General features: G+C 71.6%; 19 protein-coding genes and 1 pseudogene. 12 read left to right on the forward strand and 8 right to left on the reverse strand.

The window, feature by feature from the left end; translation table 11 throughout:
- The first annotated feature begins 1 nt into the window (after nt 1).
- The 8 genes from ACQEWB_RS00600 (at nt 2) to ACQEWB_RS00635 (ending at nt 8056) form a co-directional block, all read left to right on the forward strand.
- Nucleotides 2-787: an SDR family NAD(P)-dependent oxidoreductase gene (locus ACQEWB_RS00600; RefSeq protein WP_432825832.1), complete on the forward strand. Its 786-nt coding sequence runs from the start codon at nt 2-4 to the stop codon at nt 785-787.
- A 21-nt stretch (nt 788-808) separates the two neighbouring features.
- Nucleotides 809-1972, forward strand: a complete 1164-nt coding sequence (locus ACQEWB_RS00605) for an amidohydrolase family protein (RefSeq protein ID WP_432825834.1) — start codon at nt 809-811, stop codon at nt 1970-1972.
- Between the two features lie 37 nt (nt 1973-2009).
- Entirely contained in the window at nt 2010-3431 is a 1422-nt protein-coding gene (locus ACQEWB_RS00610) for a M24 family metallopeptidase (protein WP_432825836.1), read from the forward strand.
- A complete protein-coding gene (locus ACQEWB_RS00615; protein ID WP_432825838.1) occupies nt 3428-4330 on the forward strand; it encodes a M24 family metallopeptidase in 903 nt (300 codons plus the stop codon). The genes ACQEWB_RS00610 and ACQEWB_RS00615 overlap by 4 nt, the downstream gene beginning before the upstream one ends.
- A gap of 81 nt (nt 4331-4411) precedes the next feature.
- A complete protein-coding gene (locus ACQEWB_RS00620; RefSeq protein WP_432825840.1) occupies nt 4412-4891 on the forward strand; it encodes a hypothetical protein in 480 nt (159 codons plus the stop codon).
- Nucleotides 4828-5376, forward strand: a complete 549-nt coding sequence (locus tag ACQEWB_RS00625; protein WP_432843587.1) for an enoyl-CoA hydratase/isomerase family protein — start codon at nt 4828-4830, stop codon at nt 5374-5376. Before ACQEWB_RS00620 ends, ACQEWB_RS00625 begins: the two co-directional genes overlap by 64 nt.
- On the forward strand, nt 5373-7715 hold the full coding sequence (locus tag ACQEWB_RS00630) for a CoA transferase (protein ID WP_432825842.1): 2343 nt from the start codon (nt 5373-5375) through the stop codon (nt 7713-7715). The genes ACQEWB_RS00625 and ACQEWB_RS00630 overlap by 4 nt, the downstream gene beginning before the upstream one ends.
- A gap of 29 nt (nt 7716-7744) precedes the next feature.
- Nucleotides 7745-8056, forward strand: a complete 312-nt coding sequence (locus ACQEWB_RS00635) for a hypothetical protein (RefSeq protein WP_432825844.1) — start codon at nt 7745-7747, stop codon at nt 8054-8056.
- Nucleotides 8057-8111: 55 nt separating this feature from the next.
- Here the strand turns inward: ACQEWB_RS00635 and ACQEWB_RS00640 are convergent, their stop codons facing one another.
- Together ACQEWB_RS00640 and ACQEWB_RS00645 are read right to left on the reverse strand one after the other, a co-directional pair.
- Nucleotides 8112-9506, reverse strand: a complete 1395-nt coding sequence (locus ACQEWB_RS00640) for an MFS transporter (protein ID WP_432825846.1) — start codon at nt 9504-9506, stop codon at nt 8112-8114.
- Between the two features lie 269 nt (nt 9507-9775).
- Nucleotides 9776-10567, reverse strand: a complete 792-nt coding sequence (locus ACQEWB_RS00645; protein ID WP_432825848.1) for an AraC family transcriptional regulator — start codon at nt 10565-10567, stop codon at nt 9776-9778.
- Nucleotides 10568-10657: 90 nt separating this feature from the next.
- On the opposite strand from ACQEWB_RS00645, the gene ACQEWB_RS00650 reads away from it, so the two are divergent.
- Nucleotides 10658-11647 (forward strand): zinc-binding dehydrogenase, encoded by a 990-nt coding sequence (locus ACQEWB_RS00650; protein ID WP_432825850.1) that lies wholly within the window; start codon nt 10658-10660, stop codon nt 11645-11647.
- 27 nt (nt 11648-11674) lie between these two features.
- Here the strand turns inward: ACQEWB_RS00650 and ACQEWB_RS00655 are convergent, their stop codons facing one another.
- Nucleotides 11675-12574: a hypothetical protein gene (locus tag ACQEWB_RS00655; RefSeq protein ID WP_432825852.1), complete on the reverse strand. Its 900-nt coding sequence runs from the start codon at nt 12572-12574 to the stop codon at nt 11675-11677.
- A 131-nt stretch (nt 12575-12705) separates the two neighbouring features.
- Between ACQEWB_RS00655 and ACQEWB_RS00660 the strand changes: the two genes are divergently transcribed.
- Nucleotides 12706-13560, forward strand: a complete 855-nt coding sequence (locus tag ACQEWB_RS00660) for an alpha/beta fold hydrolase (protein ID WP_432825854.1) — start codon at nt 12706-12708, stop codon at nt 13558-13560.
- 100 nt (nt 13561-13660) lie between these two features.
- On the opposite strand, the gene ACQEWB_RS00665 is transcribed toward ACQEWB_RS00660, so the two are convergent.
- The 4 genes and pseudogenes from ACQEWB_RS00665 to ACQEWB_RS00680 all read right to left on the reverse strand — a co-directional run.
- On the reverse strand, nt 13661-15115 hold the full coding sequence (locus ACQEWB_RS00665; protein ID WP_432825856.1) for an FAD-dependent oxidoreductase: 1455 nt from the start codon (nt 15113-15115) through the stop codon (nt 13661-13663).
- A 67-nt stretch (nt 15116-15182) separates the two neighbouring features.
- A complete protein-coding gene (locus ACQEWB_RS00670; RefSeq protein ID WP_432825858.1) occupies nt 15183-18026 on the reverse strand; it encodes a type I polyketide synthase in 2844 nt (947 codons plus the stop codon).
- Nucleotides 18027-18052: 26 nt separating this feature from the next.
- Nucleotides 18053-18643 carry a hypothetical protein gene (locus ACQEWB_RS00675; protein WP_432843589.1) on the reverse strand — a complete coding sequence of 197 codons (591 nt, stop codon included), beginning with the start codon at nt 18641-18643 and terminating at the stop codon, nt 18053-18055.
- Nucleotides 18644-18694: 51 nt separating this feature from the next.
- A pseudogene (locus ACQEWB_RS00680) lies at nt 18695-22890 on the reverse strand (beta-ketoacyl synthase N-terminal-like domain-containing protein); the annotation flags it as partial.
- Nucleotides 22891-23237: 347 nt separating this feature from the next.
- Here ACQEWB_RS00680 and ACQEWB_RS00685 point away from each other — a divergent pair.
- Nucleotides 23238-23696, forward strand: coding sequence for an SRPBCC family protein (locus ACQEWB_RS00685; RefSeq protein ID WP_432825860.1), 459 nt, complete (start codon nt 23238-23240; stop codon nt 23694-23696).
- 110 nt (nt 23697-23806) lie between these two features.
- Nucleotides 23807-24547 carry a hypothetical protein gene (locus ACQEWB_RS00690; RefSeq protein WP_432825862.1) on the forward strand — a complete coding sequence of 247 codons (741 nt, stop codon included), beginning with the start codon at nt 23807-23809 and terminating at the stop codon, nt 24545-24547.
- A 117-nt stretch (nt 24548-24664) separates the two neighbouring features.
- Here ACQEWB_RS00690 and ACQEWB_RS00695 read toward each other — a convergent pair whose 3' ends face one another.
- The gene (locus ACQEWB_RS00695) at nt 24665-25513 is read right to left on the reverse strand and encodes a helix-turn-helix domain-containing protein (RefSeq protein ID WP_432825864.1); all 849 of its coding nucleotides are present in this window, start codon (nt 25511-25513) and stop codon (nt 24665-24667) included.
- Between the last annotated feature and the right edge of the window lie 82 nt (nt 25514-25595).

Here is a 25595-nt window from a genome sequence, read left to right on the forward strand (position 1 = left end):
GATGAGCGAGGCAAGGGTAGCCGTCGTCACCGGCGGTGCCGCGGGGCTGGGGCGCGCGTGCGTCGAGCGGCTCGGCGAGGACGGGTACCGGGTCGTCGTCGGCGACCTGGACCGGGACGGCGCTGAGTCGCCGGCCAAGGAGCTCGGCCCGGACGTCCGCTTCCGGCCGACCGATGTCGCGGTCGCCGAGCAGGTCCGGGACCTCGTCGGCTTCGCCGTGAGCGAGTTCGGCGCACTGCACCTCATGGTCAACAACGCCGGTGTCTCCGGCGTCATGCACGGCCGTCTCCTGGACGAGGACTTCGCCGACTTCCAGCACGTCCTCGCCGTCAATCTGCTCGGCGTGATGACGGGCACCCGGGAGGCGGCCCGGCACATGGCGGCGAACGGCGGCGGCTCCATCGTCAACGTCAGTTCCATCGGGGGCATCCAGGCCGGTGCCAGTGTGCTGACCTACCGCGCCTCGAAAGCCGCCGTCGTCCACTTCAGCAAGTGCGCCGCCCTTGACCTCGCCGAGCACGGCATCCGCGTCAACTGCGTCGCACCGGGCGGTATCCCCACCGGACTGCTGGCCTCCGCCACCGCGTCCGACGAGATGACCGACCGCGTTCGCGCCCACATGGCCGCCACCCAGCCCTTGCAGCGCCTGGGCACGCCCCGCGACGTGGCGGAAGCCGTCGCCTACCTGGGCGGATCCCGGTCCCTGCACGTCACCGGAACCGTCCTGACGATCGACGGTGGAACATCCGCGGGCCCGAAACCGATGCGGCCCGCCCCAGCTTCGTAGGACCGACCAGGGAGGACGACGATGTCCAGCCAGGCAGACACCCTCTACCCGCCCGAGGGACTGGGCGCCCCCAAGGACCGGCACGGCTCCACCGGCAGTGACCTGCGTCTTCCGCCGGGCACCGAGATCTTCTCCGCCGACAACCACATCTCGCTCGCCGAGGACATCTTCGTCGACAGGTTCCCCGAGCGGCTCAAGGAGCAGGCCCCGCGGATCTGGTACGAGGACGGCGCCTACGAACTGGGCATGGGCGGGCAGTCGTTCCTGCCCAAGGAGTTCAGCAGCGTCCTCATGCAGTACGACCCGCTGACCGGCTCGGGATCCAACAACCTCGAAGGCCGCATGGAGGAGCTCGCCTCGGACGGCATCCAGCGGGAACTCGCCTTCCCCAACGCGCTGTTGGCGATGTTCTTCTACCCGGACCCGGAGGTCCGCGAGCTCACCTTCCGGATCTACAACGAGTACATCGCGGGCCTCCAGGAGCGGTCCGAGGGCCGCTTCTACGGCGTCGGGCTCGTCAACTGGTGGGACGGCGAAGGCGCGCGAAGGACCCTGGAGGAGCTGAAGGGCTACGGCATCAGGACCTTCCTCATGCCGATGAATCCGGGCAACGACCTGGAGGGCTCCCCCATCGACTACGCGAGCAGCAAGATGGACCCCGTCTGGGAGGCCATCGAGGAGTCGGGACTGCCCGTCTCGCACCACATCGGCGAGAGCACCCTCAAGTCCCCCTGCGAGTCCAACGCCATCGCCGTCGGCATGGTCGTCAACGTGTCGCCGTTCCGCGAGGTGTGGGCGAAGTACGTCTTCAGCGGCATCCTCGACCGCCATCCGGGCCTGCGCGTCGGATGGTTCGAGGGCGGCGCGAACTGGGTTCCCTCCGCCCTCCAGGACGCCAAGCACATCCTCGCCTCCTACCGGCACATGCTCGACCGGCCGCTGGAAAACGACGTCCAGTACTACTGGGACCACCACATGTACGCGTCCTTCATGGTCGACCCGCTCGGGCTGAAGCTCCTCGAGGACATCGGCGTGGACCGCGTGATGTGGTCCGCCGACTACCCGCACAACGAGAGCACGTTCGGCTACTCGGAGAAGTCGATCGGCCTGGTCGTGGACGCCGTGGGCCCGGAGAAGGCGGCCCGGATCGTCGGCGGCAACGTCAAGGAATACCTCGGCCTGTGAGGCCTTCCGGGCCCATGACCTCGCAACGGAGGCGGGAATGACCGTCATCGACATCCCGGCCGAACCCGACCTGGACCGGATGAGCCGCGAGCGCGGCGCACGGCTGCGGACGGCCATGACGGATCAGGGCGTCGACGCCCTGATCCTGCTCGGCAACACCGCGGTGAGCTACGCGACCGGGGTGAGCTGGCCGCTCGGCGACTCCGGCCTGGCCCATGTGGACCGCCCCGTCGCCGTGGTGGTGGCGGACGACCCGTGGCCGCACCTGTTCATGCCGTTCCGCAAAGGCACACCGGCAGAGCCGTCGTTGCCCGCCGACCACGTCCGTCCGCCGGTCTATCTCGAGTACGACGAAGGGGTACGGAGCTTCGCCGCCGTACTCGCCGAACTGCTCCCCGACGGCGCGCGGGTCGCGGTCGACGAGCTGACCGGGGCGATGCGCAGGGCGCGCAAGACGCTGTTCCCGGTCGGGCCGCCGGGCGACGCCTCGATGGTCCTGGCGGTGGCCAAGCTGATCAAGACGCCCGACGAACTCGCCTGTATCCGCACCGCGTTGCGCATCACCGAGCGGGCCATGGCCGGCATCGCGGGCTCGCTCGCGCCGGGCATGCGACAGATCGAGCTGTCTGCCGGCTTCGTACGGCAGGCCTACGAGCACGGCGCCCAGGCCAATGTGCTCGACCCGATCTGGCAGGTGATGCCGGCCTCCAAGGCGGCCGGCGTGTGGACCACACACGGCGACCTCGCGCTCCCGCTGCTGACGACCGAGCGGGAGCTGGCCGAGGGCGATGTGCTGTGGACCGACGTGAGCATCAGTTACGCCGGATACTGCTCCGACTTCGGCCGGACGTGGATCGTCGGCCGGGATCCGGACGCGCGCCAGCAGGCGCAGTTCGGGAGGTGGTGGGAGATCCACTCCGCGGTGAAGGACGTACTGCGGGCGGGCGCCACCGCCGCCGACCTCACCAGGGCGGCCATCGCCGCGAACGGCGGCGCCAAGCCCTGGCTCCCGCACTTCTACCTCGCCCACGGCATGGGCGTGGACCCCGCCGAGATGCCCTTCGTCGGCACCGACCTGGGCGAGGAGTTCGACGAGCAACTGGTCCTGGAGGCAGGCATGGTGCTCGTCCTCGAACCGGTCGTCTGGGAGGACGGCACCGGCGGCTACCGCAGCGAGGAGGTTCTCGTGATCGAAGAAGAGGGCTGGACGGCCCTGACCGACTACTCCTACGCCCCTATGGCGACTGAGGTCCTGCCGGACGACCGTGCTCTCCGCGTCGGGCGGCGGGAGCGCGCACTGGCACACATGGCAGCCCACGACCTCGACGTCCTCGTGCTGGGGCGGGAGGCCAACGTCCGCTACGTCACCGGCACCCGCGGCCTGTGGACCGCGGGCACCCGCCCCTTCGCCCCGCGGCCGTGGTGGTCCGGGCCACCGGGGCCATCCACGCGCTCATGACCTGGGACGAGGGCCTGCCCGACGACATCCCGCGGGAGCACCTCTACGGCCTGACCTGGAACCCCATGAACTGGGTGACGGCCCTTCAGGGCATCGAGGGCACGGCGACGGCGACCCGGGTGGGCTCGGACTCCATCTCGCCGCTGTTCGCCCAACTCCTGCCCATGGCCTGCCCCAAGGCCGAACTGGTCGACGGGGAACCGGCCATGCGGGCCGCCCGCCGGATCAAGACCGCCGAGGAGATCACGGCCCTGCGCGAGTCCCTCGCGGTGGCCGAGGCCAATCTCGGCACGGCGGTCGCCGAACTGCGGCCGGGCGTCACCGAGCGCCACCTGACCGGCGTCCTGCTGGAGGCCGCGGCGGCGGGTGGGGTGAGCACCCCGTCCACGCAGGAGGTGGCCTGGGTGACCTCCCGGGAACACCCGTGGCGGAAGACCCGCGCGGATGGCCGGGTGGGCTCGGGCGACCTCGTGGCCTTTACGTCGGGTGTGGTCGCCGGCGGTTACATCGGCGAGGTCGGCCGCACCTGGCCGACCGGCGAAACCTCCCCCAACACCCGTGCCCTGTACCGGCGTTGGGCCGACCTGTGGGGCCGCCTCTTCGACGCCTGCCGACCGGGTGCACCGGCCGCCGACCTCCTCGCCGCGTACGACACGGCCGGCGAGCCGCTGCCCCCGATGCCCGTCGCCCGCGGCCTCGGCCTGGGCTTCGACCCGCCGGTGGTCACCTCCGGCCTGCCCGAAACCGCAGCCGAGGAACGCCTCGAACCCGGCATGGCACTGGCCGTGACCGGCTACGTCTGGCAGGAGGGCGTCGGAGCCGTCCTGGGCCGAGAAGCCGTACTCATCACCGCCGACGGAGCCGAACTGCTCACGACGAGCCCCCACTGGAAGCCGTAATCCCCGCGCGGGGCAGGGCCGACCGCTCCGGCCCTGCCCCGCCCCCTGTTTTTCACGCGGCCGGGAAAGGAACCCCCGCACATGGCTGACAGCACGCGCCCTTCCGCGGAAGAGATCATCCGCTACGAGAAGGACCCCAAGACCAGGATCGCCACCCTCACCCTGGACCGGCCCGACGCCCTCAACGCCCCTACCGCGGCAGCCCGGTTGCGCTTCGCCGACCTGCTGCACCGCGCCAACGTCGACGACGAGGTGAAGGTCCTCGTGATCCGGGGCGTCGGCGACGACCTCGGCTCGGGCGCCGACATCGCCGAGACCATGGAGATGCACGCCGCGCCCACCGCCGGACCACTGCTGGCGGAGCAGGGCATCGGCGAGGACGAGGACGTCCGCTATCCCCCCAAGGGCTCCTACCGCTACGGCGGGACCCCTCCCAGTGGTACGCGCAACCGCAGGGCGGCTGCCGCAGCCTCCAGGACTTCAAGAAGATCAGCATCCTGGAGGTCAAGGGCTACTGCTACGGCTGGCACTTCTACCAGGCGGCCGACGCCGACCTGGTGATCTCCTCCGACGACGCCCTCTTCGGCCACCCCTCCTTCCGGTACATCGGCTGGGCGCCACGGATGTGGAGCTGGGCGCAGACGATGGGCCTCAGGAAGTTCCAGGAGATGGTCTTCACCGGGAGGCCGTTCACCGCCAAGGAGATGTACGACTGCAACTTCCTCAACTCCGTGGTCCCGCGTGGTGAGTTGGAGGCGGAGGTGGAGAAGTACGCGCTGGCCTGCGCGCGCACCCGGCCGACCGACACGGTGTTCATGCAGAAGGTCTTCTTCGAGATCTTCAAGCAGCACCAGGGCGAGTACATGGGCTCGCTGCTCACCGGCCTCTTCGAGTCGATCGGCGGCATGGCCCGGGCCGACGGCAACGACCTCATGCTCGACGAGGAGACGGTCGACGGAGGCATCGCCAACGCGGTCCGCGGCAACGACGACAACTTCCCGCCGGACTTCCGGTTGAGCAGGTCGGGCCGCGGGAGCGACGCATGACCTCAGCCCAACCACCGCTGAGCGACTGGCTCGTGGTGGACCTGTCCACCGGAATCGCCGGCGCCTACTGCACCAAGCTGCTCGCCGACGGTGGCGCTCGGGTGGTCAAGGTCGAGGCGCCGGAAGGCGATCCGCTACGACGGTGGTCGGCGTCCGGCGCCGCCGTCGGACCCGGCGACGACGGCGCCCTGTTCAGCTTCCTGGCCTGCTCCAAGGAGAGCGTCGTACACGAACCGGACCTGGTGCGGGGCCTGTTGGAGTCGGCGGACGTGGCGGTGTGGTCGGCGGGCTCGCCCCTCGACCCCCGGGAGCTCCACCGCACATACCCGCACCTGGTCGTCACGTCGATCACGCCGTTCGGGCTGGAAGGGCCCTGGCGGGACCGCCCGGCCACCGAGTTCACCCTTCAGGCCTGGTCCGGCGGGATCATCGGGCTGGGGCGGGGCGACCCCGACCGGGCACCGGTCTTCGTGGGCGGGCAGGCCGGCGAGTGGACGTCGGGGGCGTACGCGGCGGCGATGACGATGGCCTCTCGCCTGCGCGGAGGCGGTGAACTGGTCGACCTCTCCATGCTGGAAGCGCACGTCCTGTCGTTCACCTATCACCCGGTCACGTTCCGGGAGATGCTCGGGCGTCCGTGGCAGCAAACCCGCAGGCTGAACATGCCGGGCGTGGCTGCCGCCAAGGACGGCCTTGTGGCGCTCGGGTGCGCGACGGCCCAGCAGTTCTTCGACCTGTGCGCGATGGTCGGGCATCCGGAGTGGATCGACGAGCGGAACCCGTTCTCGATCGTCGCGCGGGCCACCGAGGTGGCGCCGGTGATCCAGGAGTGGATCGCGGGCCGCACGGTCGCCGAGATCCGCGAGCTGGCGACGGCGTTCCGCATCCCCAACTCCCCGGTGGTCAACGGCGCCAACGCGCCAGCCATGGACCACCTCGACGCGCGCGGCACCTTCGTACGCAACCCGCGCGACGGCTTCCTCCAGCCCGGCCCGCCATACCGCCTGACCCCGCCCGTGCTACGGCCCCCCGAACCGGCCCCGCGGCTCGGCGAGCACACGCAAAGCCTCCGTACCGCACAGCGGGCCACCGAGCCGGGCATGTCGTTCAGCGGCCTGCGGGTCCTCGACATGACGGCCTTCTGGGCCGGGCCCTCCTGCACGCACGTCCTCGCGATGCTCGGCGCCGAGGTGATCCACCTCGAGGCCACGGCGCGCCCCGACGGGACCCGGCTGATCGCGGGCGTGCCGCCGAGCGTGGAGCAGTGGTGGGAGCGCTCACCGATCTTCGCGGGCCTGAACACCAACAAGAAGAGCCTCACCCTCGACATCCGGACCGAGCGCGGCCGCGAGGTGCTGCGGCGGCTGATCCCGACGTGCGATGTGGTGGTCGAGAACTACACGCCCCGGGTCCTGGACCAACTCGGCCTGGATTACGAGGCGATACGCGCCGTACGCCCCGACACCATCATGGTCCGCATGCCCGGCTTCGGCCTCGACGGACCGTGGCGGGACAACGCCGCCTTCGCCTTCGTCATCGAGGACGCCTCGGGCCTGACCTGGCTGACCGGCCACCCGGACCAGAACCCGGTCGAGCCCTACTCGATCGGCGACCCCAACGCGGGCCTCCACGCACTCAACGGCCTGCTCCTGGCCCTGGAGCACCGGCGCCGCACCGGCGAGGGCATGCTGGTGGAGGCGGCCATGGTCGACGCGGCCCTCAACGTGGCCGCCGAGCAGGTCATCGAGTACTCGGCGTACGGCGCCCTGCTGGAGCGGGCCGGGAACCGGGGGCCGACGGCGGCCCCGCAGAACCTCTACCGGACCGCGGACACCGACGAGTTCGGCGGGAACGACTCCTGGGTGGCGATCGCCGTGGCCACCAACGCGCAGTGGGAGGCCCTGCGGGAGATTCTGGGCCGGCCCGACTGGGCGACGGACCCGGACCTGGCCACCGCCGAGGGGCGGCGCGAACAACACGACACCATCGACGGGCAGTTGGCCGCCTGGTGCGGTGAGCGCGAGGCGGACGAGATCGTCGACCGGCTCTGGACCGCGGGCGTCCCGGTGGGCAAGGTGCTACAGCCGCACCGCCAGGCCGAGTTGGAGCAACTGCGGTTCCGCGGCTTCTTCGAGGAGGCCGACCATCCCGTGGGCGGTCCGGCTCGTCACAGCACTTTGCCGGTACGGCTGTCCCGGGGCCCCGAGCGCCGCCATGTACGCCCGGCTCCACTGCTCGGCGAGCACAACCAGGAACTACTGGCTGGACTCGGGCTGACGGAGCGGGAGATCGCCGCGCTGGAGTCCGACGGGGTCATCGGGCGAGAACCAGCCCAGTAGGCGCCGGACTGGGGGAATGGGAGAAAGAGATGACGCCACGCGTCGGGATGATGCTCGCGAGCACGGTGGACAACACCAGTGTGGTGGTGGTCCGTTGGGCGGCCGGGGATCAGGAAGTGATGTGCGGGGGCTCGCCGATGGTCGATCCCACGCAGACCGAGTTCACGCCTCAAGGGCCTCCGGATCCACGCCAGTCGGCGGGAACGCTGCTCGGCAAGCGGTACGCCACGGCGGACGGCAGCGTCGAGCTGCTGTGCACCAAGCCGGGCAAAGGGACTCTGGCGGTGGGCGGCACGCCGTTGGTCGTCAAGAGCGCCAAGCCGCTGCCCGCGTCGGACTGACCGACGCCGATCGAACGCCCGGGGATCCCGCAGGTGGGTGCGGGATCCCTCGGGTTCACGCCTTGGTGGCCAGGGCGGCCGAGGGGGCCGCGGCTCCGGAGCGCTCTCCCGAGCGGATGAACAGGGCCAGGACGAACCCGGCGGCGGAGCAGGCCCCGATGAGGGTGAATCCCTGGGTGAACGCGTCGCTGGTGCTGAACGGCGTCCGGGGCACGAGGTTGTGGCTGAGGAAGTAGGTCGCGAGCGAGGTGCCCAGGGTCGCGAAGACCGTGCGCACGACGATGTTCAGGCCGGTGGCCTCACTGGTGTTCTGCTCAGGTGTGTCCTCCATGATGAGGATCGGGACGGCGGACAGGACGAACGACGTAGCCACGGCGAGGAACGCGACGGCGACGGCGACTCCTGTGACGCTGTCATGGAACAGCGCGAGGGCGAGCGCGTTGACGATGCCGAAGAGGCTGCCGACGACCAGGGCCCGCCGAGCGCCGGATCGAGCAGCCACCCAGCCGGCGACCGGGGCCAGCAGCAGGCCGAGGGCCGCCACGCCGAACAGAAGCCACACCGTCTCGCGCGCGCTCAGGCCGATGCCGACGGGGGCCAACTCCGGTGTCTGCATGAGGGTTTGGAGCAGCAGGCCGGCGGCACCCACCATGCCGGTCACGAGCACGGCAGTCGCCAGCGTCGTGAGCGCGGTCTTCCTACCGGCGAGCAGCCGTACGTTGATCATGGGGTGCTCGGAACGCCGTTCCCAGGCCGCCCACATCGCCAGCAGCGCGAGGCCGCAGACGATCCCGGCGATCGTGCGTCCATCGGACCAGGACCGGGTGATGCTGCCCTGGACGCCGAACAGGACCAGGGAGACCGCCGCGACGAGCAGTACACCCGCGAGCCAGTTGACGCGCTGTGCTCCGGGGAGCGGGGCCGAGGCGGGCAGCAGTGTGCAGGCGAGGCCGGCGAGCAGGGTGGCGGCGCCGGTGACGACGGGGATGCAGCGCCAGCCCGGGGACTGGACCATGGCCTCGGCGACGACGCCGCCGGTCGCTCCGCCCAGTGTCGCCGCTCCGGCGATCACCGCGGTGGCCACCGGCACCCGCTGCCACGGCAGGGCTTCCCGGGCAAGGCCGAAGCACAGGGGCAGGACGCCGCCGGCCACGCCCGCGACCGCCTGACCGGCGACGACGCCAGGCAGGGTGTCGGTGGAGACGCTGATGACGGCTCCGACCGTGGAGAGCAGCAGCAGGGTGACGAGCAGCCTGCGGCGCCCGTAGCGGTCGCCGAGGCGCCCGCCGACCACGGCGGACGCGGCGGCGACCAGGATGAACGCGTTGACCGCCCAGCCCGCGCTGTCGAGGGTGGTGCGGAAGTGGACGATCAGCACTTGCAGTGCGCCGACCAGCGCCGTGGCCGCGAAGCCCGCGGCGGCTGCCGCGAAGGCCGGCAGGCCGACCATCAGGGGTAGGGGACGGGCAGGAGGGACACGTGTAGCGGTTTCCGGGGATGGTGACATCTCTGTCCTTCTCGGATAGACGGCGAGGAGTGATCGCCTCGCTCTGGACGCCTCTCCGCAGGAGGATCCGGCCCGGGGACTGGGCCGCTGCTCCCGTGGAAGGGCCCGTTCGCCTCGGAGCGTGACAGCGGCGTGAACGGGGCGGCAAAACGGGGTCCCGGTGAGTGGTGCGCCCGCCGGACACGGCCCTCCAGCGGTGATGTGCCACTAGGTCATGAGGTGGTGCCGCGCAGATGACCGGCTCGGTAGCGGCCCGGTGTGGTGCCGATGATGTCGGTGAAGGCCGCGATGAAGCCGCTGGGGTTCGACCATCCGCAGGCGTGGGCGATGTGGGTCGTGTCGTGACCGTCGGCCAGCAGGACGAGGGCGTGATGGATGCGTACCTGCGTGCGCCACTCATAGAAGGTCATGCCGAGTTCGTCGTGGAAGAGCCGGCTGAGCGTGCGGGCGCCGGCTCCGATCGTCCGCCCGAGTTCGGCGAGTGACGTGGTGTCCGCGGGTTGCTCGCGCAGGATCCGCGCAACGGCCCGCAACCGGTCGTCCCGGGGCTCCGGAAGTTGCAGCGGCTGTTCCCGCGCCTCCTGGAGTTCGTCGACGAGGACCCGGCGGAGGCGGGCGCTGGCGGCGCGGTCGTGGCTGCGTGGGCCCGTGAGGGTCAGCAGGACCTCGCGGGCGAGGTCGGAGACCAGGAACACGGCCGGACGGTCCGGCGCGAGCCGGGCCAGGGACGCCGACAGGAAGACGATCCGCATCTCGGTGCTGCTGTGAGCGCGATGCTGGTGCGTGAACCCGGCGGGCGTCCAGGCGACCCGGTTGGCGGGGACGATCGATGTGCCGCGTTCCGTGTGCACGGACAGCACGCCGCGGGCCGCGTACACCAGGTGTCCACGGGCATGACGATGGACCGAACTCGCCTCCCCCGACGGCCACAGATGCACCCCGGCGGACGGCCAGAGTTGTGACGTCGCACCGGACCCGGGAGGAAATTGGCGGCCAATGGGCATGGGTTGGCATTTTACCGGTGGCCCGCCGCGTGAATCCCCGACGACAGTGGACACATGCGCGATGACCTTCACTCAGGCGACAGGTATGAGATGAGTACGACGATGCGAGCGGCGGTCTGTGTCGGGGCGGGCGGCCCGGAGGTGCTGGAGATCTGCGAGCTGCCGGTGCCGGAGGTCCGGGAGGGCTGGAGCCTGGTGCGGGTCAAGGGCGCGGGCTTGAACCGGTCGGAGCTGAGGACCCGTCAAGGGCACTCCCCCGGCGTGAAGTTCCCGCGCGTGCTGGGGATCGAATGCGTGGGAGTCGTGGCGGCCTCGACCGATCCCCTACTCCCGGACGGCACGACCGTAGCCGCGGTGATGGGCGAGATGGGCCGGCAGTTCGACGGCGGCTACGCGGAGTACGCCCTGCTGCCGAATTCGCTGCTGATGCCGGTCACCACCACCTTGCCCTGGGACGTCCTGGCCGCACTGCCCGAGACGTACCTGACCGCGCAGGGTTCGCTGGACGCGCTGGGCATCGAGCCGGGCGGTCGCGGGCGGTTGCTGATCCGCGGCGGAACCTCGTCCGTCGGGATGGCGGCCGCATCGATCGCCTCCGGATACGGCATCGAGACCGCGGCCACGACCCGGCGACGGGACAAGGCCGCCGCGCTGACCTCGGCCGGCGTCGACCACGTACTCGTGGACGACGGTGAGCCGCTGGCGGCCAGTGTGCACGCGGTCTGGCCCGAGGGCCCGGACTACGTTCTGGATCTCGTCGGGGCGGATACGGCGGTGGAGTCGCTGCGCCTGGTCCGCCGCGGCGGAACGGTGTGCATGACGGGCACGCTCAGCGGATGGCTGATCCCGGACTTCGAACCGGTCGCGATGATCCCGTCCGGGACCAGGCTCACGGCCTTCCACAGCGACAACTTGAAGGGCGGCGCGGGGAGGCCGGTACTGCAGCGCGTCATCGACAAGGTCGAGGCCGGCGTCTTTCGGCCCAATGTGGACCGCGTCTTCGCGCTCGACGACATCGTCGCGGCCCACCGTTACATGGAGGAGAACCGAGCCGCCGGGAAGGTCGTCGTGTTGCCCTGAGGGCGCGAACCCACCCGAAGTGGACGGCTACGACTGTTCCCTCAACCGCCGCTCCAGCACATCGACTTCGGCCTTGAGACGGTCGGCCTCGGCACTGCGGTCGTCGGCCTCGGCGAGGATCCGGTCGACGTCCCGGACCAGATCCCTGTCGCAGGGAACCAGGTCAGAACGCGCCACGGCGTGAAGCCACTTCAGGTAGGCGTTCGCGGTCTCGTACGGGGCGGTGATTCCTGGCGGGCCCTGGTAACCGATGGGCCCGAGAAAGGCGACCGTGCCGGCCTTGATGGGCTTTTGCCCGGTACCTTCACGCAGCTCGACATCCATGAGGTACAGGGTCGGACTGAACCGAGCCGTGTCCCCCATGGTGAACAAGACGCGTTCCACTTCGCCGGCCGCAAGGTCGTAGTCTCCTTTGACGGTCAGGGTTGCGGGGAGATCCTGGTCCTCCAGCTTCGACAGATCGACGCCGTAATCGGCGGTGATCTTCGTGATCCCGCCTGTATTGGGGAGACAGGGGGACGCCCCCGTGCTGGAGTACAGGTTCTTCTCCTCGCGAACGGTGAACCGGAACTCGGTGACCGCGGCCTTCAGGTCCCCACGGTTGCGTAACGTGAGCGCAAGCCGTGCCGCAAGGAGGCTGCCGTCGCGGGACACGGTTCCGTCCCGGAAAGCGGCGGGAATTCGGGACGGTTCGGGGAAGTCTCGAGCCACTACCTCAAGCCCCGCTTGCTTCGAAGGCGTTGGAGTGGATGTCTCCGCCCGTCCCTCCCCTGCGAAGGGATTCGGCAGCCAGCCGAAGAACACGGTGACGAAGGCGAGGGCGACGGCCGTGCCTGCTGCGGTCAGACTGGCCCGCCAGCCTCCGCGTCCGCCCCCTGCCCCGTTGCCGGAAGAACCTTGCCCACTGCGCTGCGCATCCTCACCCATGCCCCGTCCCCCGCCGTCCGTCAGACGTCAGCCACGCCGAATTCTCGGCACTCGTACCTTTCCTGTCCTCCCATGGTTACGGCGCAGCCACGCCCCGCATCGCACAATGGGCAGAGTGAGGAGGCACGGCGATGGCTGAGCGCGTGATGGAGACGAACGGTGTTCAGCTCTGCACCGAAGCCTTCGGTGATCGCTCGGACCCGCCCATCCTGCTCATCATGGGTACCGGGGCCTCGATGCTCTGGTGGGAAGAGGGCTTCTGCCGAATGCTGGCCGAGGGCGGACGGTTCGTGATCCGTTACGACCACCGTGACACCGGTCGATCGGTCACCTACGAGCCGGGGCGGCCCGGGTACACCGGCGCGGATCTGGTCGGCGACGCAGTCGGGGTGCTCGATGCGCATGGGATCCCGGCCGCACACGTGGTGGGTGTCTCGGCCGGAGGGGCGTTCGCGCAGCTGCTCGGGCTCGACCATGCCGATCGGGTGCTCTCGCTCATCCTGATCAGCACGTCCTGTGCTGTGTCCGGTAACCGGGAACTGCCCCCGCCGAGTGAGGAGTTCATGCGGTTCGTGTCGTCCGCGGAGCTCGACTGGTCACAGACCGCCTCGGTGATCGACTACCTGGTCGACTACTCGCGGGTGCTCGCGGGAGGTCGGCGCCCGTTCGACGAGGCCGCCGTCCGTGACCTCGTCCGTCGTGACGTGGAGCGCGCACACGACTTTGCCGCCGTACAGAATCACGACGTCCTTCCCGACGGCCGGCCATCGCAGCAGCCGTTGTCATCGATCGCCGTACCCACACTGGTGATCCATGGGACGGCCGATCCGATGTTCCCGTTCGAGCACGGCGAGGCGCTCGCGGAGGAGATTCCGGGCGCACGGTTGCTGGCCTTGGAAGACGCCGGCCATGGGGTCGACCGAGCCGACTGGGAGACGATCGCTCAGGCAGTCGTCGCGCATACCGTGGCGGATGGCCAAGGGTAGAGCCGGTTGCGGTGGTAGGCCGAAACCCTCTGGGGAAGACGTACGCCAGGGTTCTGAGCAGCACGTTCTCCTCCCGCAACCGGTCCAACTCCCGCTGATGTCAGGGCGCGGACCAGGACAACCCGTCCGCGGTGACCGTGAGTCCCTCGTGGGCGGTCTGGCCCGGGTCGTCGAGTGGGCCGCCGTACAGGGCCTGTTCCTGGAGGTCCTTGCCCGTGCGGAAGGTTTCGGCGACGACTCGGGCCGAGAGGAGTGGGTTCACGCGGTCCTGACCGCCCGTCAAGCGGCCGACCGCGCCGTCCAGTTCGGCCGCGGCGGCGCTCCAGCGGGCACCGACCGCCGTGTCGCCGGACGCCACTCCCCCGGCGAGTTCGGCGAACGCCGCCGCCTCGTCGAGGTCCACGCGGGTGACCTTCTTCGCCGACCAGAAGTAGGACTCCTCGTTGCGCTCCATGTCGTAGAAGGCGATGAGGAATTCGTAGAAGACGCCGTACTCCTGGCGGTAGCGCGCCTCGAACTCGGCGAAGCCGTGCTCCTCGGGGACGCTGCCGTCCAGCGCCGAGTTGACCGCGCGAGCGGACAGCAGGGCGCCGTAGGTGGCCAGGTGGACGCCCGAGGAGAGGACCGGGTCCACGAAGCACGCGGCGTCGCCGACCAGGGCCATGCCCGGCGTCCAGAGCGAGTTCTTCCAGTACGAGTAGTCCTTGCGGACGCGGACCTGGTCGTACGGCGGCTCGGTCGCGACCGGCACGTCGGTCAGCAGCCGGTCGACCTCGGGGCAGGCCTTGATCATGTCCTGCCAGGCCGCGCGGGGATCGTGCTGGACGGCCGCGAAGTGTTCCGGCGCGATCACCGCGCCCACGCTGGTCAGGTCGTCGCGCAGCGGGATGTACCAGATCCAGCCCGCGTCGAAGGCGGCGCAGAAGATGTTGCCGCTGTTGGGTTCGGGGAGGCGGCGGCCGCCGGCGTAGTAGCCGAACACGGCGAGGTTGCGGAAGAAGTCGGAGTACACGCGGGCGCCGCCGACCCGGCTGTGCAGGCGGCTGGTGTTGCCGGAGGCGTCGATGACGAACCGGGCGTGCGCCGTGCGGGTCGTACCGTCCGCGTCCGTGTATTCGACGCCGGTCACGCGCTCGCCGTCGGTGAGCACCCGGCGCACCGGGCTGTTCTCGCGGACCTCGACGCCGACGCGTCGGGCGTTGCGCAGCAGGATGTCGTCGAACCGGGAGCGCTCGACCTGGAAGGCGGTCGCGGTCGGTTCGGGCAGCCGGGGTGTCATCGAGAACGAGAACTGCCACGGTTCCGGGTCACGGCCCCAGCGCAGGGTCCCGCCGCGCTTGAGGGTGAAGCCGGCCTGGGCGACCTCGTCGGCGACGCCGAGCAGGCGGCACACGCCGTGGACGGTGGCGGGCAGTAGCGACTCGCCGATCTGGTAGCGGGGGAAGGTGTCCCGCTCCAGCAGGAGCACCCGGTGTCCGCGCATCGCCACGGCCGTCGCGGCGGTCGATCCGGCGGGGCCGCCGCCCACCACGACGAGGTCGTACTCCGAGGTCATCCGGAAGCTCCTGTTCTGCGGGGGTCGTTCAAAGGTCGTTCGTGGGTTGTCGCTTGAGCGGTGGTCGTCACTTGGGCAGCCAGGCGCGGATCGCCGCCGCCGTGCTGCCTGCGTCGCGGTGGAGGAGCGTGTAGTGGTCGCCGGGGAGGTCCGCGACGTCGTGCGGCAGGGGCCAGTCGGGTTCCCAGTCGGCGTCGGGGTCAAGCTGCCGCATGTGCGGGGTGGGGAGGCCGCGCAGCAGCAGGGTCGGGACCGGTGACGGTTCGGGGCGCCAGTCCTCCAGCACGCGCGCGTAGCCGCCCCCGGCGAGCAGCAGCGAATCGTCCATCTGCTCGACGACGTCGTCCGGCAGGTCCGCCCCGGCCGCCATCAGGGCCAGCCCGCGCGGGTCGCCGCGGCTCAGCAGTCCGGCATGGGAGTCGAGCAGGACGACACCGGCCGGCGGCTGTCCCGCGCGTGCGAGGTGGCGGGCCACGGCGTGGGCGATCGCGCCGCCCGCGCAGTAACCGACGAGGACGGGGGCCGCTTGGGTGGCCAGCGCGCGCACGGTGTCGGCGTGCGCGCGGACCAGCGTGGCGACGCTGTCGGGGACGGCACGGCGGGCGCCGAATCCGGGATGCTCCAGCAGGTACAGGTCGCGTTCACCGGCGAAGTGTTCGACCAGGCCGGTGGGTACGCGCGTGTACGGCGAGAGGTAGTCCGGGATGTACACCAGCGGAGGGCCCTCGCCCTGGGTGAGCCGGACCGGCGGGACCGTGTACCTGGCGCGCTCGCCGTCGGTGATGACCGGCAGGGCGTGGGACGCGAGGTGGCGCAGGCCCATGGCCTCCATCGGCCCCTGCTCGTGCAGCACCCGGTGGTAGAGGACGCTGAAGCGGTACGACGACCCCGCCTCCCCGGTTTCCGGGCCGCCGTCGGCCTCCGGCCTGGACTCCCCCTGGGGCAGCGCGCCCGCGTCGATCAGCGCGGCGTGCACGTGCGCGGCCAGCGCGGGCAGTGTCGGGTACTCCAGCACCACGGTCGGAGCCAGTCGTACCCGGGTGAAGGCGCTGAGCCGGTTGCGGACCTGCACGGCGGCCAGGGAGTCGAATCCGAGCTCGGTGAAGGACCGCTCGACGGGGAGCGCCTGCGGGTCGGGGAAGCCCAGAACCGCGGCGACCTCGGCGCGGATCAGGTCGGCCAGTACGGTCTCGCGTTGGTGCGGGGCGACGGCGGCGAGTTGCTCCCGCCAGGCACCGGGCGCCTGCCCGACAGCCGCGGCGGCGGGGCTGCCGGTGGTGGTCCGAGCCGCGGCAACCGGGGGCCGGGCCGCGCGCCGCTTCAGCAGGTCGGCGAGGACGGGTGCGTCCGCGGCGGCGAGGTCCAGCGGGATCGGGACCAGTACGGGTTCCGTACTGCGCACGGCCGTGTCGAGGAGCGCGATGCCCTCCTGTTCGGTGACGGGCAGGACGCCGCCCTCGCCGAGGCGTTCGGGCGCGACGCGGCCCGCCATCCCGGCGTCGCCCTCGGTGGTCCACGGGCCCCAGGCCAGTGCCTGCGCCGGCAGGCCCCGGGCCACTCGATGCCGGGCCAGCGCGTCGAGGAAGCCGTTCGCGGCGGCGTAGTTCGACTGCCCCGGCCGGCCGAGCACACCGGCCGCCGAGGAGTACAGCACGAACGCGGCCAGGCCCAAGTCCTTCGTCGCCTCGTGCAGATGCCAGGCCCCGTCCGCCTTCGGCGCGAGCACGGCCGCGAGCCGCTCGGGGGTCATGGCGTCCACCACTCCGTCGTCCACCACTCCGGCGAGATGGAAGACCGCGGTCGGCGCGGGCCGGCAGGACGCGACCAGGGCGTCGACGGCCGCACGGTCGCTCACGTCGCAGGTCACGACGCGCACCTTGGCCGGCAAGTCGCCCACCCAGTCCGGGATACGTCCGCTACGGCCCGTCAACAGCAGGTGCCGGACGCCGCGTTCGGCGACCAGGTGGCGGGCCAGGGCGAATCCGAGCGCGCCGGTGCCGCCGGTGACGATCACCGTGCCCTCAGGGTCCAGCGCGGGCGGTTCGGCCGAGGGCGCGTCCACCGGAGCCAGTCGAGGCACCAGGACGGCACCGTCATGCAGGGCCACCTGTGGCTCGCCGGACCGAAGTCCCCCCTCCAGTTGGGCCGTTGACGCCCGTACACCTCGCTGGTCGACCAGCACGATCCGGCCCGGGTGCTCCGACTGGGCGCTGCGCACGAATCCTGCGACGGCCGCCTCGGCGAGGTCGGGATCGTCGCCCGTGGCGTTGTGGGTGAGCACGGCCAGACGACCCGGCCGGATGTCGCCCGTCCAGTCGTGTATCCGGTCCAACACGGCCGTGAGCAGCGCCCGCACGCGCTCGGGCGGGGTGGCGTCAGCAGGCAGGTCGGCGGCGAGGCAGGTCACGTCGAGCAGTTCATGCTGCGTGCTCGTGTCGAGGGTTTCCTGTTCCTGGTCCGTCGCGGCCGGCCGCCAGGTGAGGCCGTAGACATCGCCGGCGGCCGTGAGGTGCGCCGGGATCGGACGCGTGACCACGGAGTCGACGGCGGCGAAGGGGCGGCCGCCCATGTCGGCGAGGGTGACCCGGAACTCGTCCGGCCCGAGGCGCCGTACAACTGCCCGCGCGGCGGAGGCTCCCGGTGCATGCACGGTCAGGCCGGTGAAGGCGAGCGGCGCCCGGGGCTCGCGGGGTTCCTCGGCCAGCAGCGCGGAGTGGAGTGCCGCGTCGAACAGGGCGGGATGCAGGGTGTACGAGCCCGCGGTCGCCGCTTCTCCGGCAGGCAGCGCCAGTTCGGCGTATATGTCGTCGCCTTGGCGCCAGAGGGACGTCACTCCGCGGAAGGCGGGCCCGTAGCCGTGCCCGTACGTTTCGAGGTGCGGATAGTCGACCGGGAGACGCTCGGCTCCCACGGGAGGCCATGTGCCGGGGAGGTCGGTCACGGACGGCGCCCCGACGGGCCTGTCGTCGCCGTCGCGTGGCGTTTCCAGGGTTCCGTGGTGTCGGCCGGGCGTGCCCAGACGGTCACCGGTCGGCCGCCCGCTTCGTCCGGAGCGCCGGCCACCACCTGTACCTGCGTCCGGTCCGCGGACGACAGCACCAGCGGTTCGTGGATGGCCAGTTCGGCCAGTCGGACCGAGGCATCGGAGCCCGTGGCCCGGAAGGCCAGTTCGGCGAAGAGAGCGGCCGGTACGACCACCCGGTCGCCGATCGTGTGGTCGGCGAGCCAGGGGTGGTGGGCCGTCGAAAGTACGGTGGTGTGGCGGATTCCGGGTCCGTCGGCATCCGGCTGGGGCTGACCCATCAAGGGGTGACCGGTCGGCCGGCGATGACGCACCGCGTTGAGCCAGTAGCGCTGTCGCTGGAAGGGATAGGTGGGCAGGGGCCGTCGGCCGGCACCGCTGTCCGCGTACGCCGCCCGCCAGTCCACCTCCACCCCGTGCACGTGCAGCGCGGCCAGCGCCTCGAATGCCGTGCCCGGATCGGCGCACCGCGCGAAGACCGCGTCCGGCCCGGCGCTCTCCTCCATCGCCGTGCCGAGTGAGGCGGACGGGCCGGCCTCGACGAACGCCGTGACACCTTCCTCGGTCAAATGCCGTACCGCGTCGGCGAATCGGACCGTCTCCCGCGCCTGGCGTACCCAGTGGTCGGCGGTGGTCAGCGCGTCACGCTCACGGCGGCCGGTCAGGGTGGAGATCACGGGAAGGGACGGCTGGTGGTACGTCACCGACTCGGCGACCGCACGGTATTCGGCCAGCATCGGGTCGAGGAGCGGCGAGTGGAAGGCGTGACTCACGCGAAGCCGGTGGGAGGGGCGTCCGATGCGGGACACCAGCTCCGTCACCGCGTCCTCGTCGCCGGAAAGCACCACCGAGGACGGTGAGTTGACGGCCGCGATCGCGACCCGTCCCGGCAGCTCGTCGAGTCGGCGCGTCACCTCGGCCAGCGGCGCGCGGACCGCGACCATCGCACCGCCGGCCGGCAGTGCCGCCATCAACCGGCCCCGGGCGGCGACCAGTCGTACCGCGTCCGAGCGGGAGAAGACACCGGCGATGTGGGCGGCGGCCAGCTCGCCGATCGAGTGGCCGACCAGATAGTCCGGCCGTACGCCCCACTCGGCGAGCAGTGCGTGCAGGGCGACCTCGAAGGCGAACAGGGCGGCCTGCGCGTAGTCGGTGCGGTTGAGGAGGCCGTCGTCGGGACCGTCGATCACCTCCAGGAGCGGCCGCTCCAGCCAGGGGCCGAACTCCTCGCACAGCTCGGTGAACACCGAGTCGAAGACGGGGAATGCGGCCCGCAGTTCGCGGCCCATGCCGGTCCGCTGGGCGCCCTGTCCCGCGCACACGAGCGCCGTCTTGGGGCGCGTGAGCGCGATGCCCCGCAGCAGGGCCGGGTTGTCGACGCCCGCCGCGAGGTCGCGCAGCCCGGCGAGGAGGCCTTCCGCATCGGCGGCCAGGACGGCCGCGCGACGGGACAGGGGCGCCCTGGTCGTCGCCAGCGAGTACCCGGCGTCCAGCGCTGCGGACTTGCCGGACACGTCGGCGAGCGCGGCCGCCAACTTCCCGGCGTGGGCGCGCAGTCCGGCCTCATCGCCGCCTCCGACGAGCCACGGGATGATCGGCAGGCGCGGCTCGGGGCCGCCCTCACCGGGGCGGGTATCCGCCTCCCCCGGCTCCTCGATGATCACGTGGGCGTTCGTCCCGCCGATGCCGAAGGACGAGACCGCCGCGCGTCGCGGGTGGTCGCCGCGCGGCCAGGGTCGCGCCCGGTCGAGAAGCCGTACCGCGCCGGAGTCCCAGTCGACGTGCGGTGACGGCTGCTCGGCGTACAAGGACGCGGGCAGTTCGCCGTGGTGCATCGCCTCGATCATCTTGATCAGGCCGGCGACCCCGGCCGCGGCCTGGGTGTGTCCGAGGTTGGACTTGACCGAGCCGAGCCATACCGGGTCGGCCGGATCGCGGTCCTGGCCGTAGGTGGCCAGCACGGCGCCGGCCTCGATCGGGTCGCCGAGCGAGGTTCCCGTGCCGTGTCCCTCGACGACGTCGACGTCGGACGTCTGTAGTCCGGAGTCGGCCAGTGCCAGCCGGATGAGTTCCCGTTGGGCCTGGCCGCTGGGGCGGTGAGGCCGTTCGACGCGCCGTCCGAGTTGACCGCGGAGCCGCGCAGGACGGCCAGCACAGGATGGCCGTTGCGTCGTGCGTCCGACAGTTTCTCCAACAGCACCAAGCCGACGCCCTCGGCCCAGGCGGTGCCGTCCGCGCCCGCGGCGAACGACCGGCAGCGGCCGTCCGGCGACAGCCCGCGCTGCCGGCTGAAGGCGATGAACGGCTGCGGGCTCGACAGCACCGTCACCCCGCCCGCCAGCGCGAGCGTGCACTCCCCCGCGCGCAGCGACTTGGCGGCCAGGTCCATCGCGACCAGCGAGGACGAGCAGGCCGTGTCCAGGGTCATGACCGGGCCGTGCAGCCCCAGGACGTACGCGAGACGCCCGGAGGCCACGCTGCCCGTCGAGCCGAGGGCGATGTGCGACTCCAGCTCGTGCGACGCGAGCCCGCTGCCGTAGCCCACGTGCATCAGGCCGACGAACACGCCGGTGCTGCTGCCGCGGAGCGTGGGCGCGGGGATGCCGGCGCGCTCGACCGTCTCCCAGGCGACCTCGAGCAGCAGGCGCTGCTGGGGATCGGTGGCCAGGGCCTCGCGCGGCGACATGCCGAAGAAGAGCGGGTCGAAGTCCGCCACGCCGTCGAGGAAACCGCCACGGCGGGTGTACGACGTCCCGAGCCGGTCGGGGTCGGGATCGTAGAGGGAGGCGAGATCCCAGCCCCGGTCGGTGGGGAAGTCGTTGGTCGCGTCCTCCCGGTCGGCCACCACCCGCCACAGGTCCTCGGGCGAGCTCACCCCGCCCGGGTAGCGGCAGCCGACGGCCACGATCGCGATCGGCTCGGATTCCGGACCGCGGCGCGACACCGGGGGCGTGGTTGCGGGCACGCCGTGCAACTGGTCGTCCAGGTACGCGGCGACCGCGGCCGGGGTCGGATGGTCCCAGACCAGGGTCGCGGGCAGGCGCAGACCCGTGCGCAGGCTGAGCCGGTGCCACAGCGTCATCGCGTCCATGGAGGTCAGGCCGAGGTCGGCGAACGCGGTGCCGGGATCGGCCGTGCTCCCCCGGATCGCCGAGGCCTCCGTGCACACCAGGTCGGTCAGCGCGGCCCGCCGTTCGCCGGGCGTCCGGTCGGCCAGCCGGGTGAGGGCCGGTTCGGCGGGGCGCGCGGCGAGGGCCTCACGGAGCAGGGCCCGGCGGGGCTTCCCCGCGGCGGTGCGCGGCACGGCCGGGGTGAACAGGATCTCGTCGGGCACCTTGTGCGCGGAGAGCACGGAGGCGCAGGCCCGCAGTAGGGCTGCCCGGTCGAGGGTTTGCCGTTCGGGCACGACGAACGCCACCGGGACCTCACCGAGCAGCGGATGGGCGCGTGCCACCACGGCCGCGTCCCGCACCCCGGGCAGTCCGCGCAGTACGTGCTCGACCTCGGCCGGGTCGACGTTCTCGCCGCCGCGCACGATCCGGTCGTTCACACGGCCGGTGACGGTCAGACAGCCGTACTCGCCGAGCCGGCCGAGGTCGCCGGTGCGGTACCAGCCGTCCCGCACGGCGTCGGCGGTGTCGTCGGGGCGGTTGTGGTAGCCGAGCATGACGCCCGGGCCTCGTACCCAGATCTCGCCCTCGGTGTCCGGGGCGTCCTGTCCGGTCTCCGGATCGACCAGCCGGACCTCCATGTCGGACAGGGGCGGCCCGCTGCTGCCGGGCGTCCGTGGCCCGTCCGGCGACTCCATGGCGATCTTGCCGCAGGTCTCGCTGCTGCCGTACCCGTCCAGGAGCGGGGCGCCGAACCGCGTCTCGACCTGCGCCCGGAGGTCCGGCTCGCTGGGCGCGCCGGCGGTGACGCAGAACCGGAGCGAAGGGACCGCGCCGAGCCCGGCGTCGAGCAGCTGCCGGTAGGTGAGGGGTACGCCGCCGAGGACGGTCGGCGTGAACTCGCCGACGAGCCGTGCCAGTTCGGCCGGTTCGGGTGTCGCGGTGATCCGGGCGCTCGCGCCTGCCACGGTGGTGCCCAGGACACAGAGCGAATGGGCGTACGTGTGCGACAGGGGCAGCGGCCACAGGATACGGTCCGTCGCCGAGAGTCCGAGGCGGGGGACGTAGCAGGCGACGGAGGACCAGAGGGCCGAGCGCTGGCTGGAGACGGCGGCCCTGGGGGTGCCGGACGTGCCGGAGGTGTGGATGAGCCAGGCGGGTTCGTCCAGGCCGAGGTCGTCGGCGGGTGAGGACGCCGATTCGGCGATCAGGGTCTCGAAGCTGGTCGCGTGGTCCGGAAGGGGGCCCTCGCCGGTCACGACCAGCCGGAGCGACCAGCCCGCGGTGAGCCGGGCGACCCGCGGCAGGTTGCGCCGGTCGGTGACGACGAGGGACGGATCGACGTCGGTCAGCAGCTCCGCGAGTTCGGCGTCGGTAGCCCGGGAGCTCAGCGGCGCACCGACCGCAGCGGCCCTTGCGGTGGCGAGCAACCCCTCGACCAGCTCCACGGCAGGGTCCAGGCAGAAGGCCACCCGGGCGCCCCGACCAACGCCAAATCCCCCCGCCAACCGGGCGGTTCTGTGCTCCAGTTCGGCCCAGCTCACACCGCGCCGGTCATCGGCGAACGCGAGCTTCTCGCCGTAGCGCACGGAGTTCTCCACGAGCAACTCCGCGACGGGCCGCACCTCGAACGTCTCCGCCACCCCCACCAGGCTGCCCCTCTTGCTCGAATGTCCGCACCATGGCGGCCTGTTGATCAGACTACGACGCGGCACTGACACCGGGCGCAGGCGGCGCGCCGCCGGGCCCGTCGCCTCTCCGGCGTCCGGTGGGTATGACACGTGGACGCAGGCGGAGTGGGTCACCTTGATGAGGAGTCGTCGAGGGCCTGGCTGGGACGGTCGGTTGGGCGGGGGCGCCCGCCTCGGGGCCGGTGTCGCCGTCGGCAGCCGTACGCGCCGTTCACCTCGCGGGATGCCCGGTCGTCCCATAGGGTCGCGGTGCCGCTGTGACCGCACGGGCGGCACGGCGCGGCCGATGAGGAGTGCCCATGTCAGGACAGTTCGAAGCGGTGGTCGAGGTCGACCGGCCCGTGGCGGAGGTCTTCGCCTATCTCGCCGACGGACGCAACGATCCGCAGTTCAGCCCCCGCGTTCTCCGGATCGACCGGACCCCCGACGGCCCGACAGCCGTGGGCACGGTCTTCCGGAGCACGGTCAAGGACGCCGGGATGAAGACCGCCCGGGAGTTCCGTATCACCGAGTTCGAAGCGCCGGTGAAGCTCCGCTGGGCCGAGGTCTCGAAGAACCAGGTGACGGCGAGCGAGGGCGGTTACGACCTGGAGGCGCTGGCCGACGGCCGCACCCGGGTCCGTATCTTCAACGTCCTGGAGGGCCACGGGCTGGGCAAACTCCTCGTGGGCCTGGCCCTGAGCGCGGCCCGCAAGGACGCCCCCGCCTTCGGTGCGCGGATCAAGGCGGCGGCCGAGTCGGCGATCGCCAAGAGCTGATTCATCCGGAGCTCCCCGTCGGGACCGGCTGCCGTACCGGTCCGCACAACGCCTCGCCATGATCGTGTGTCAGAAAGGGAGGAACCACTGACACCTTCAGGGGAGAAAAGATGGGGACGATCAAGCGCGCGCGACGAGTCTTCACCGGCATCGCCGCGTTAGCCCTGCTGGCCGGCGGGGTGATGGCCGGTGGAGGAGTCGCCGCGGCGGCCGTACCGACGTCGGCCCGGGGCGCGGCCGACACCACGCCGCCGCCCGCGCCGACCGGCCTGCAGGCGACCACCACGCCCCGGTCCGTGACCGTGACCCTGACCTGGAACAAGGTCACGGCCTCGGATCTCGCCGGCTACCTGGTCTACCGGTCCGACACGACACCGGTCGCGCTCGACGCGGCCCACCTGCGCAGCACCGCGACACCCTTCAACGCGCTGACCTTCGCCGACTACCCGCCCGCCACCGGCGCGACGTACTACTACGTGGTCGTCGCGGTGGACACCTCCGGCAACCGGTCGGCCTCGGCGCCGCTGGCGTTGAAGTCCCTGGACCTGACCCGGCCGCCCGCACCGACCGGCGTCACCGGATCCATCGACCCGGTCGCCCGCACCTTCACCGTCACCTGGAACCCCAAGGCCGCGACGGACAACGACACCGTCGGGTACCGCGTCGGCAGGTGCAACAGCGACGGCAGCTGCTTCATCGAAGTCTCCTCACCGTTGATCACTGGTACCTCGTTGACCAGCCCGTGGAACGGGACCAGTCCGGTCACGATCGCCATCTGCTCCGAGGACGCGGCCTACCTGCGGACCTGCTCGGCCAACGCGGTCATCGAGGCACCCGCGACGACCGGATAGTGTCGGACACCGGCGAGCAGCGCGGCGGCCGTCCGGTCCGCGTCGAGGGCCGATGACACCAGGCCGTCGGCCTGAAGTGTCCGTATTCCGCGGGCGAGTTGTTCCTGCCACTCCGGTTCAGCGGAGCCCAGCGCCCGGCGTCGCCCACGCCACGTCGTCCACCGCGAGCCAGGGCGCGTCCGCGACCGCCGTCGGTGTCACGCCGGCGAAGGCGCGGACGTCGCGGTGGAGGTGGGACTGGTCGGCGTAGCCGATCTCGGCCGCCACCTGGGCTGCGCTGCGGCCGGCGGCGAGGCAGTGGGCCGCGTGGTCGAAGCGGATCAACTGGGCCGCGCGTTTGGGGTTGATGCCGGTCTGGGCGCGGAAGCGCGACCACAGGTGTTTGCGGCTCCAGCCGACCTCGGCCGCGAGTGGCTCGACCCGGATTCCGCCGTGGTTCCGCTCCATCCGGGCCCAGACATAGGCGACTTCCGGATCGATCGGGCGGCCTTCCTCGTGTCGGCGGGCGAGCGCCGCCTCCGCGATGGCGAAGCGGTCCTGCCAGGTCTCGGCCGCGCGCAGTCGCTCCTCGGTCCGGGCCGCGTCGCGGCCCCAGAGGTCGTCGAGGGTGACCACCGTCCCGGCCAGATCCGAGGAGGCGCCGAGTACCGCGTGGGCGACGGCCGGTGACAGCCGTATCTGCAGGCACTCGATGTCGTGGCCGCGCCCGTGGACGCCGATGGAGGCGAGTCCGGCGACGACACTGCCGTTGTGCCGCCGACCGGTGATGTCGTCGACCGCGAGCGGCCCGTCGCCCAGGTCGACGGCCAGCGTGACGGCCGGGTAGGGGACGACGCTGAGATCGACGAACTCCCTGGTGCGGGCCCGGAATCCGGCCATGGTGACACCGGGCAGCCGAGGCGGACCCGACGGGGTGGCGATGTCCCACACCGCCGCTGCGTCCTGGAGCGCTTCGGCGGATCGCATGACGTCAGGCTAGGTGACATTCGTCCAAGACGCGATGCGCGGAGCGGGGCGACGCTGGCAGCATCCGCAAGCAGTCCCGGTC

It is taken from the genome of Streptomyces sp. CA-249302 (assembly GCF_050936785.1).
In the GTDB taxonomy this organism is placed as follows: Bacteria; Actinomycetota; Actinomycetes; order Streptomycetales; family Streptomycetaceae; genus Streptomyces.

Bases quoted from the DNA above. Each gene is read 5' to 3' on its own strand.
- ACQEWB_RS00675 (WP_432843589.1), bottom strand. From the start codon at position 18,643: ATGGAGGAGAGCGCCGGGCCGGACGCGGTCTTCGCGCGGTGCGCCGAT.
- ACQEWB_RS00645 (WP_432825848.1), bottom strand. From the start codon at position 10,567: ATGCCCATTGGCCGCCAATTTCCTCCCGGGTCCGGTGCGACGTCACAA.
- ACQEWB_RS00695 (WP_432825864.1), bottom strand. From the start codon at position 25,513: ATGCGATCCGCCGAAGCGCTCCAGGACGCAGCGGCGGTGTGGGACATC.
- ACQEWB_RS00600 (WP_432825832.1), top strand. From the start codon at position 2: ATGAGCGAGGCAAGGGTAGCCGTCGTCACCGGCGGTGCCGCGGGGCTG.
- ACQEWB_RS00655 (WP_432825852.1), bottom strand. From the start codon at position 12,574: ATGGGTGAGGATGCGCAGCGCAGTGGGCAAGGTTCTTCCGGCAACGGG.
- ACQEWB_RS00635 (WP_432825844.1), top strand. From the start codon at position 7,745: ATGACGCCACGCGTCGGGATGATGCTCGCGAGCACGGTGGACAACACC.
- ACQEWB_RS00630 (WP_432825842.1), top strand. From the start codon at position 5,373: ATGACCTCAGCCCAACCACCGCTGAGCGACTGGCTCGTGGTGGACCTG.
- ACQEWB_RS00615 (WP_432825838.1), top strand. From the start codon at position 3,428: ATGACCTGGGACGAGGGCCTGCCCGACGACATCCCGCGGGAGCACCTC.
- ACQEWB_RS00665 (WP_432825856.1), bottom strand. From the start codon at position 15,115: ATGACCTCGGAGTACGACCTCGTCGTGGTGGGCGGCGGCCCCGCCGGA.
- ACQEWB_RS00605 (WP_432825834.1), top strand. From the start codon at position 809: ATGTCCAGCCAGGCAGACACCCTCTACCCGCCCGAGGGACTGGGCGCC.
- ACQEWB_RS00685 (WP_432825860.1), top strand. From the start codon at position 23,238: ATGTCAGGACAGTTCGAAGCGGTGGTCGAGGTCGACCGGCCCGTGGCG.
- ACQEWB_RS00660 (WP_432825854.1), top strand. From the start codon at position 12,706: ATGGCTGAGCGCGTGATGGAGACGAACGGTGTTCAGCTCTGCACCGAA.
- ACQEWB_RS00650 (WP_432825850.1), top strand. From the start codon at position 10,658: ATGAGTACGACGATGCGAGCGGCGGTCTGTGTCGGGGCGGGCGGCCCG.
- ACQEWB_RS00640 (WP_432825846.1), bottom strand. From the start codon at position 9,506: ATGGTCGGCCTGCCGGCCTTCGCGGCAGCCGCCGCGGGCTTCGCGGCC.
- ACQEWB_RS00690 (WP_432825862.1), top strand. From the start codon at position 23,807: ATGGGGACGATCAAGCGCGCGCGACGAGTCTTCACCGGCATCGCCGCG.
- ACQEWB_RS00610 (WP_432825836.1), top strand. From the start codon at position 2,010: ATGACCGTCATCGACATCCCGGCCGAACCCGACCTGGACCGGATGAGC.
- ACQEWB_RS00620 (WP_432825840.1), top strand. From the start codon at position 4,412: ATGGCTGACAGCACGCGCCCTTCCGCGGAAGAGATCATCCGCTACGAG.